General features: G+C 54.7%; 1 protein-coding gene. It reads left to right on the top strand.

Going from position 1 to position 1,186, the window contains the following annotated elements:
• Positions 1-845: 845 nt before the first annotated feature.
• On the top strand, positions 846-1,186 hold a 341-nt coding region (locus HNW77_RS17185; RefSeq protein ID WP_172159311.1), incomplete at its 3' end, for a chloride channel protein.

Below are 1,186 nucleotides of genomic sequence, written 5' to 3'. Positions count from 1 at the left end.
AGAGCAGGAAACCATCGCTCTGCTCAAAACCCAGAGTAAAAGTTAGACCAGGGAAGCAGCAGTCAACACGCTAAAAACCTGAAATCAGGCACAAGAGAAGTCAATCAAAGGTTTTTCGAACCCTCCATCTGGTCCGCAGAGGGCTACAGGACGGGAGTCACTCCCGCCAGGGGCCCTCCCAGGATCGATCAGAGCGCCCTGTCGGATCGGGCGATCACGGACATCATCCGCAAACGATGCGGCGACACCCACCTTGAGGGAAACTTTGGCGGACACAGCCAGCGCTGCGGCGCCATCACCACGGGGGCGAAAGACGGGTATGATCTCCTGGAACTGAAGCGCTTCGCGCGACACAAAAGCCTTCAGGTCTTCGAGACCTATATCGACGAGGCCAGCATCCGGGAAAGTCGAACTTCTGAGCCTATCTTGACCCCTGCCTCCAGAGCGCCTCAACACTCCTTCAACTGCGAAACATTAGGGGGAATTAAAGAGGCCTGTTGCCCGCCCTTCAGGCCCGCTAAGCTGCTCCGGTCCGCGCGTTCTCGTAGACCCAGAACTACAGGATGCATGAATGATCTACGTAGCAGTCCCATAGATTTTAAGGGTGAATATCAGCCGTCTTCCCGGTATGGGTTCCGAGTGGGCGCATATGAACATATGGTATATGCCTCATTTCCTGCATCACAGTGTGGAACTTCCCTACCGTGGCCGTTTTCCCGACATTGTCATATCGTGGTGCAGTTCCGACTGGCCGCCAGTCCACTGAAGGTGGAAATCGCTCCAGACGTACCCGTCGCCTTCGTCGCCTGGCTCGTGTCAGAACACTGAAATGGCAGAGAACATTCATGTACTGCTCTGGGGCAGTGCTGATCGGTATTATTTCGGTGATCTTTGCCCATCTGGGAGATGCGGCAGCCGGTCTTCGTTACCGCATTGTCGTCCTGAATGCCTGGTCTATGCTTCTGATTGCACCACTTGGAATGATCACCATTACCTGGTTGACGCGCCTACTGTTCAATGGTGCCCAAGGCTCCGGCATTCCTCAGACAATCGCAACACTGCACATGCATAATTTCATGCTGGTGGACAAAATTCTGACATTGCGCATTGCGCTAGGCAAGGTCCTGATGACTTGCCTCGGGCTGATCTGCGGTGCATCGATTGGTCGCGAAGGACCCAGCGTTCA

Source organism: Komagataeibacter melomenusus, assembly GCF_013155395.1.
Classification (GTDB): Bacteria; Pseudomonadota; Alphaproteobacteria; order Acetobacterales; family Acetobacteraceae; genus Komagataeibacter; species Komagataeibacter melomenusus.
Note: the sequence above shows the minus strand (reverse complement) of the source record. Positions and strands in the feature narration are given on the sequence as shown.